Origin of the sequence: uncultured Ruminococcus sp. (assembly GCF_937915125.1) — a bacterium.
In the GTDB taxonomy this organism is placed as follows: Bacteria; Bacillota; Clostridia; order Oscillospirales; family Ruminococcaceae; genus Ruminococcus_C.
In genome coordinates this window covers 1-6,972 of the sequence record NZ_CALDMP010000054.1, presented here as the reverse complement: position 1 = coordinate 6,972, position 6,972 = coordinate 1, and the positions used below count along the sequence as shown (strand labels likewise).

General features: G+C 52.0%; 8 protein-coding genes and 2 pseudogenes. 8 read left to right on the top strand and 2 right to left on the bottom strand.

Translation table 11 applies throughout. The features are described 5' to 3' along the window. Positions 1 to 62: 62 nt before the first annotated feature. The 8 genes and pseudogenes from Q0418_RS05340 to Q0418_RS05310 all read left to right on the top strand — a co-directional run bounded on the left by Q0418_RS05340 (position 63) and on the right by Q0418_RS05310 (position 4,615). Positions 63 to 461 (top strand): arsenate reductase ArsC, encoded by a 399-nt coding sequence (locus tag Q0418_RS05340; RefSeq protein WP_298482930.1) that lies wholly within the window; start codon positions 63 to 65, stop codon positions 459 to 461. 292 nt (positions 462 to 753) lie between these two features. Then, positions 754 to 1,029 carry a (2Fe-2S)-binding protein gene (locus tag Q0418_RS05335; RefSeq protein WP_298482933.1) on the top strand — a complete coding sequence of 92 codons (276 nt, stop codon included), beginning with the start codon at positions 754 to 756 and terminating at the stop codon, positions 1,027 to 1,029. Beyond that, on the top strand, positions 1,026 to 1,355 hold the full coding sequence (locus Q0418_RS11020) for an FAD-dependent oxidoreductase (RefSeq protein ID WP_367276233.1): 330 nt from the start codon (positions 1,026 to 1,028) through the stop codon (positions 1,353 to 1,355). The genes Q0418_RS05335 and Q0418_RS11020 overlap by 4 nt, the downstream gene beginning before the upstream one ends. Next, positions 1,289 to 1,753 (top strand): annotated as a pseudogene (locus Q0418_RS05325) (NAD(P)/FAD-dependent oxidoreductase); the annotation flags it as partial. The gene Q0418_RS11020 and the pseudogene Q0418_RS05325, both read left to right, overlap by 67 nt. Further along, positions 1,708 to 1,848, top strand: a complete 141-nt coding sequence (locus Q0418_RS11015; RefSeq protein ID WP_367276235.1) for a P-II family nitrogen regulator — start codon at positions 1,708 to 1,710, stop codon at positions 1,846 to 1,848. The pseudogene Q0418_RS05325 and the gene Q0418_RS11015, both read left to right, overlap by 46 nt. Before the next feature lie 25 nt (positions 1,849 to 1,873). Further along, the gene (locus Q0418_RS05320) at positions 1,874 to 3,349 is read left to right on the top strand and encodes an APC family permease (protein WP_298482928.1); all 1,476 of its coding nucleotides are present in this window, start codon (positions 1,874 to 1,876) and stop codon (positions 3,347 to 3,349) included. Positions 3,350 to 3,450: 101 nt separating this feature from the next. Then, on the top strand, positions 3,451 to 4,314 hold the full coding sequence (locus tag Q0418_RS05315; protein ID WP_298482926.1) for a helix-turn-helix domain-containing protein: 864 nt from the start codon (positions 3,451 to 3,453) through the stop codon (positions 4,312 to 4,314). Positions 4,315 to 4,396: 82 nt separating this feature from the next. Beyond that, a complete protein-coding gene (locus tag Q0418_RS05310; RefSeq protein ID WP_298482924.1) occupies positions 4,397 to 4,615 on the top strand; it encodes a hypothetical protein in 219 nt (72 codons plus the stop codon). Here the strand turns inward: Q0418_RS05310 and rbr are convergent. Both rbr and Q0418_RS05300 read right to left on the bottom strand, forming a co-directional pair. Next, on the bottom strand, positions 4,612 to 5,268 hold the full coding sequence (gene rbr / locus Q0418_RS05305; protein WP_367276234.1) for a rubrerythrin: 657 nt from the start codon (positions 5,266 to 5,268) through the stop codon (positions 4,612 to 4,614). The genes Q0418_RS05310 and rbr overlap by 4 nt on opposite strands. A gap of 51 nt (positions 5,269 to 5,319) precedes the next feature. Further along, positions 5,320 to 6,702: pseudogene (locus Q0418_RS05300) on the bottom strand (glutamate synthase-related protein); the annotation flags it as partial. Positions 6,703 to 6,972 lie beyond the last annotated feature (270 nt).

The following is a 6,972-nucleotide window of genomic DNA, read 5'->3' as shown; positions in this document are numbered from 1 at the left end:
GATTACACTTCTGGTTGCGTTGATGTTTTTTAGTGGTGAGTTTTACGGATTGAGGGTATAATTTGAAAAAGGTTGCATTTATCTGTGTTCACAATTCCTGCCGCAGTCAGATCGCAGAAGCACTGGGAAAGCATCTTGCCGCAGACGTTTTTGACAGCTATTCGGCAGGAACGGAAACAAAGCCGCAGATCAATCAAGATGCTGTCCGTCTGATGAAAAAGCTGTACAGCATTGATATGGAACAGGCGCAGTACAGTAAAACCTTTGATGAAATACCGTCTCCTGACATTGCAATTTCAATGGGGTGCGATGTGGGCTGTCCGTATATTGGCAGAGAATTTGATGATAACTGGGGATTGCCAGACCCCACCGGACAGAGCGATGAGGTGTTTGAAAAAGTAATTCGGGACATTGAGATCAGAGTTGTAGAACTCAGAGATAATTTGAAGCGCAAACTGTGATTTCTTTCCGTATTTTGCATATATGCAGATCAAAACGCCAAGGCAACTGCACGCTCAGAGCCATGTTCCGTTTTTTACAATTTTTTCGGCAGAAATTATGGTAGAATCATACTTGAACAAAGGAGTTCAGCAGATAACACGCTGGACTCCTTTAATTTTATGCAGAAACGGAACTTCCGCTTCTTGTCAGGAGGGCATTGTGATGGAATATCCGAAGGTTGAGTTTTTGTATCTGAATGAAGAGGACATGGTTGCCGCAGGGGTCAAGGACATGGCTGGCTGCATTGAAGCCATGGAGGAAATTCTGGGTACCTATCAGAAAGGGGAACGGATATCCTTTACTTTTGATGGAAAAGCGCTGGAGGGCTATGCCGGAGAACCCATTGCCATGGCGCTGAAAAATGCCGGAGTCATGGTACATCGCTACACCAAAAAGGAGCACAAGCCCCGGGGCATCTTCTGTGCCATCGGCCGCTGTACCGACTGTGTTACACCATTGGAGGCAGGCATGGACATCCGCACCCAATACGGCGTAACTGCCCAGCAGACCGGAGGTGAAGTGAAATGAAACGATATGATATGATCGTGGTAGGCGCAGGGCCGGCAGGTCTGTCCGCTGCCATTGAAGCGGCAAAGCGTGGTATGCAGGTCGTGGTATATGATGAAAACGCAAAGCCGGGCGGCCAGCTGTTCAAACAGATCCACAAGTTCTTCGGTTCCAAGGAGCATAAGGCGAAGATCCGGGGTTTCCATATCGGGGAGGCGGCTATGGCGTACATGCGGCAAAGATTGCTCGCTGTGTGGCGTTCCCTTTTATCTGTCCCACACCCTACCTCTCGGAGGAAGTCACCTGTGCCAGCTGGTGTCCCACAGACGGCCACGCCAATCCGCTGATGGCGACAATGGGCTACTACAAAATGGCACGCCGGCTGGGTGCCCATGTGATCTCCGGAGAAAAGGTGGTAGAACTGCGGAAGATCAAGGGTGCAGTCCGCCAGGTGGTCACGGCTTCCGGCAATGTCTATGAGGGAGACACGGTCATTCTGGCGGCAGGCTATGAAAGTCGCTTCATTGCCTCCACTGTGGGAATCGACATTCCCATGCAGCCGGTGCTCTTAGAGACTCTGGTGACAGAGGCAGTCGCTCCTATGTTCTGGCAGATGCTGGGCACCGCAGATGCGGACTTTTATGGTCACCAGACGGAGCATGGCTCCTTTGTTTTTGGGCTGAACTCCGGGCTGGAGCCATATGCAAAGCCGGGAAAGCCCCTTTCCTCCAGCATTGCAGCATCGGCGACGGCAAGATCTTTGTCTCTGATGTGACAAATGTGGTTCGTGTCCGCACCGGTGAAGAGGGCTATGATGCGCTGGTATATGGCGAAAAATAAATCCGTGTATAGGAAGTGATTGAAAATGGGAGAGAAAAAACTGGGTCTGCCCAGCATTATTGCCACAGGCGTGGGTCTGATCGTTGCCACAAGCTGTCTGCTTTCCATTGATCAGGGTGCTGCCGCAGTGGGAACGCCCTTTATCCTGACGATGGTCATTGCCTGTGCCTTTAACATTCTGACAGCGCTTTCCATCTGCGAGTTCAATGCCCTGATGCCAAATCTCACCGGCGGCATGGCGCAGTATACCCTGGCATGTCTGGGACCCTTCGTGTCCATTGTGATTACCGTAGGCGGCTATCTGACCTGCCAGACCATTATGGGCAGCTCAGAGGCAGCCATGTTCGGAAACACCCTGAGCAACGTGCTGCCGGATGTCCCCATCTCCGGCTCTGTGTATTCCATTGCCCTGATCGTGATTCTGGCAGTGCTGAATCTCTTTGGGGTGGATATGTTTGCAAAGATACAGAACATCGTGGCGTATGGTCTCATCGGCTCTCTGATCTTCCTGGGAATTGCAGGTGCGCTGGGGCTGGGTACCGGTGAGGTCGTGGAACAGGAGGCGGTGATCTCCTCAAAGCCGGGAGACGTGCTGTCTCTGCTGGGACTGGCATTCTTCCTGTTCATCGGCGTGGAGTTCATTGTGCCCATTTCGTCTCAGGTGAAAGATGCCCGCCGCAAGGTGCCCCTCGGCATGGTCATCAGTCTCGTTGCCATTCTGGTTATGCAGATCTTCATGACCATCGGCTTCAGCCGCTACACCCCCTGGGAGGACTTAGGCGCCAGCACAGTGCCCCACATCTTATACGGCACTCTGCTGTACGGCAAGGTGGGCACCATCTGGATGACCATAATCTCTCTGCTGGCAGTGATCAGCACCCTGAATACAGCCATGTTCTCCATTTCCCAGATCTGCTCCGGCATGGCGAAGATCAAGCTGCTGCCCACCGTCTTTCTCTGCCGGAACAAGCGTGGAACACCCTATGTGGGACTGCTTCTGGTGGCAGCCATAATGATCGTTATTAACGCCACGGGACTTTCCACCAGCGATCAGCTAACATTCCTCATCCTGACGGGCTGCACCTTCTGGATCTTCTCCTACATCATCCTCCATGTGGATGTGCTGGTGCTGCGGAAACGTCTGCCAAAGGCACCCCGTACCTTTAAGCTGCCCCTGGGACCGGTGATCCCGATTCTGGGCGTGATCGGCAACGCCTTCATGATCTACAACATTGACCCCAGCTGGGAGATCAAGAAGCGGATCTATCTGATCTTTGTGATCGTTCTGGCTGTTCTGTCTGTGTATGCCGTTGTCTGGATCAAGATGGTCATGAAACGTCCCATGTTCAAGGCGTTCCAGATCAAGGAGGTCATGGCAATGGAATCCGACCTGTATCAGATGCACCACAATCCCAAGCTGGCAAAGCGGCTCCGTCTCCAGGCAGAACCGGAGGTTCAGAGCGTTCCCGCTGATGTCAACACCGGCACCCGTCCGGAATGAATGAAAACAAGTTCTGAATAAACCGTAAAACACCTTGCGCTTTCCTGCAATCTGTACTATAATACCAATAGTAACGGAGGAAAGCGAAAGGTGTTTTTTGCATGGAACAGCGAATCTATATGACACCCAGGCAGCCGTTTTTCGTCACAGCGGCTGAGACATATGCAAAATGTGTGATGAACCGGTTCGGAATCGTTCACTTTTACCAGTGCCGGACGGGAACTGCACCCCGGTATGCGGTGCCCGACGGTTGTGTGGATATGGTGTTCTGCTGTGATCCGGATGCCCCGGAGGCTGAGATCTGCGGCACAGTCCTTGCGCCGGAGACTGTCCTCATGCGGTCGGAGGCTTGTTATTTCGGGGTGCGGTTTCTGCCGGGGTATAACCCGGTGCTGGGCGTTTCGGGCGTTATGGGGAGTCTGGTGAACCATCGGATCCCCTTTTCCACCCTGATCCGGGACGAGCGCATGCTGGAGGAGATCTGCGGCACCATGGATTTTCACAGGCAGATCCGTGCCTTTCTCCGGTCGTATCTGCGCATTTACCAGCGGCTTTCTCCCATGGAAAACAGCAATCTGCTGGTGCTCCATTCCGCCAATCTGCTGGTGCGCTCTGCCGGGAGCATTACCATGGAACAGCTGGCGGAAGAGACGGGGTATACCACCCGGTATATCGACAAGTGCTTTCGCACCGAGGTGGGACTGAGCCCCAAGCAGCTGGCGAAGATTTTCCGGTTTCAGGCGGCTGTTCAGGCGCTGAACCACCGTGCCGAAAGAACCCTGACAGAAGTTGCGGCAGAGCTGGGGTATTATGACCAGTCCCATTTTGTCCATGATTTCAAGGCGCTTTCCGGTCTCACCCCGAAGAAATACTGTTTGCTGCTGAAAAGCACCCAGTACCAGCAAAAGCTGCGGATCTTAGGGGCTGACGGAGATGCGGGGCTGGATGTAGTGGGGGAAGAGTAGGGGCTGTCGCAAGGACAGCAAAATCCTGATTCACGGGCTGATGCTCACATTGCACCGTTTTCTCATAATGTAGGTGAAATATATGGAAGTGTTCATTGATGATAATGTCGTTGTTCCGGAAAATATCAAAAAAATGTCAATTGAAGAGTTGAAAAAAAGCGATTCAAAATTTGGAGCAAGAATTAAAAGAGAAGAAGTCTCAAAAAACCCCCGAAAATACGTAAAACAGCGTATTTCCGGGGGTTTTATATTTATACAGTATCTGGAATACAAATCAAATGCCAGACAGCAACCAGCTTAATAATTCGCCTCGCTGATCTCAAAATAGCTCTGCGGATGTGCACAGGCAGGACAGATCTCCGGTGCCTTTGTGCCGACCACAATATGACCGCAGTTGCGGCATTCCCACACCTTGACCTCGCTCTTCTCGAAAACAGACGCAGTTTCCACATTTTTCAGCAGTGCACGATAGCGTTCCTCGTGGTGCTTTTCAATGGCAGCCACCATGCGGAATTTTGCGGCGAGCTCCGGGAAGCCCTCTTCCTCGGCGGTCTTTGCAAATCCGTCGTACATATCCGTCCACTCATAGTTTTCGCCCTCAGCAGCAGCCGCAAGGTTGGCAGCCGTATCGCCGATGCCGTTCAGCTCCTTGAACCACATTTTTGCGTGTTCCCGTTCATTCTCGGCAGTTTTCAGGAACAGGGCAGCGATCTGCTCATATCCCTCTTTTTTTGCCACAGAAGCAAAATAGGTGTACTTGTTTCTTGCGCCGGACTCACCGTCAAAAGCGGCGTGGAGATTCTTCTCAGTCTGGGTTCCTGCGTACTTGTTCTTTGTCTCCGCAGTCACTTCTTCCAGATTGTCTCCTGTTGCACCGCATCTGGGGCAGACTGGTGTTTCGCCGTCCTTTACTGTAAAAATTTCTCCGCATAGTTTGCATTTGTACTGTTTCATTTTGTTTTCCTCCATGGTAGTTGTATTTTTCGCATCCATATTCGGCTGACCTGCGTGCCGGATATGGGTATATTCTGCAATATCTCTGTCCGTTGTCACAAGATCGTCCACGCACAAGTCATGGACAGAATGCTTTCCCGTCACTCTCGCAAAGGTTTTCAGTTCGTCAAGAGAAACGTTCAGAAAGTTTGCCACACGCTGTGCTGCGGCATCCACATGCAGTCTCTTGCGCAGCTCCGGATCCTGTGTCGCAACGCCCACCGGGCAGTTTCCGCTTCCGCAGATCCGGTATTGCTGGCATGCAGCAGCGATCAGACCTGCACTGGCAATTGCCACAGCATCCGCACCCATTGCCAATGCCTTTGCAAAGTCAGCAGACACCCGGAGTCCGCCGGTAATGACAAGGGAAATATCAGAATGGACAGAGTCCAGGTATGCTCTGGCACGGCTCAGCGCATAGATCGTGGGAACAGAAGTGGCTTCACGCAGCATCAGGGGACTGGAAGCCGTTGCACCGCCTCTGCCGTCAATGGTGATGAAATCCGGATTTGCAAAAACGCAGTATTCCAGGTCTTTTTCAATATTTCCCGCGGCAATTTTGATGCCGATGGGACAACCCTCAGAACGTGTGCGCAGCATGTCCACCATGTCCCGCAGATCTTCCTTGGATTGCAGCTCCGGGAACTTGCTGGGGCTCTGGATATCCTCACCCTGCTTTTTTCCCCGGATGGCGGCAATTTCCGCAGTGACCTTTTCTCCCGGCAGATGTCCGCCCATTCCCGGCTTTGTGCCCTGTCCGATCTTGATCTCAATGGCATCGGCGGAGCGCAGGTTTTCGTCCGTGACGCTGTATTTGTTGGGGATATACTCAAATATGTACTTATATGCCGCCGCTTTTTCCTCCGGCAGGATGCCGCCTTCGCCGCTGCACATGGCTGTTTTCGCCATAGCAGAGCCTTTCGCAAGGGCGACCTTCACCTCTTTCGACAGAGCGCCGAAGGACATATGGGAAATATATACGGGGCTGTTCAGGATCATGGGCTTTTTTGCGTGCTTGCCGATCACGGTGACAGTATCCACAGGCGCTCCGTCATCCAACGGCGGGGGATTCAGCTGAGACCCCAGCAGCAGGATATCATCCCAGGAGGGCAAGGGCATTTTTGTGCTCATTGCACCGCCGATGGTTTTTCCCGTCACTGCCATCTGGTGAATCTCCGCCATATAACGGGCACTTGCATCGTTTCTTGCCGTTGCGCTGTCATAATCCAGATCGCCGGAATAGGACTTCGGCGCTGGTTTTTCTTCCCCAGGCACAGGCACCAGATGGGAAACGGGCTGCTTGCAGATGGGACAGCAGGTCAGCTCGGAAATGGGCTTTCCCTCCTTTTCCTCATCGTAGACCGCACCGCAGATGTCACATTGATAAATCGCCATAATCTACACCTCTCATGTTCAGATTTGTATTATACAGGGTTGATTTTGTTGAATCCCAACAAAGTTATATACAAACAGCAGTATTATTTAGGCGATATTGATTATACCACATTTTTCGACAGATGTCAACCCACAAAACTGCCCATCCACGTAAATCATTTTTTAAGGCAATACCGCACAAAGATGGTACGTCAGATGCACCGTCAGATTTTTCGTCAGGGCAATACCGCACAAAGATTGCGCGTCAGGTGCGCCGTCAGATTTTTCGTC

Excerpts from the sequence above, each read along its gene's own strand:
- Q0418_RS05315 (WP_298482926.1), top strand. The coding sequence starts at position 3,451 with ATGGAACAGCGAATCTATATGACACCCAGGCAGCCGTTTTTCGTCACA.
- rbr (WP_367276234.1), bottom strand. The coding sequence starts at position 5,268 with ATGAAACAGTACAAATGCAAACTATGCGGAGAAATTTTTACAGTAAAG.
- Q0418_RS11020 (WP_367276233.1), top strand. The coding sequence starts at position 1,026 with ATGAAACGATATGATATGATCGTGGTAGGCGCAGGGCCGGCAGGTCTG.
- Q0418_RS05310 (WP_298482924.1), top strand. The coding sequence starts at position 4,397 with ATGGAAGTGTTCATTGATGATAATGTCGTTGTTCCGGAAAATATCAAA.
- Q0418_RS05320 (WP_298482928.1), top strand. The coding sequence starts at position 1,874 with ATGGGAGAGAAAAAACTGGGTCTGCCCAGCATTATTGCCACAGGCGTG.
- Q0418_RS05335 (WP_298482933.1), top strand. The coding sequence starts at position 754 with ATGGAGGAAATTCTGGGTACCTATCAGAAAGGGGAACGGATATCCTTT.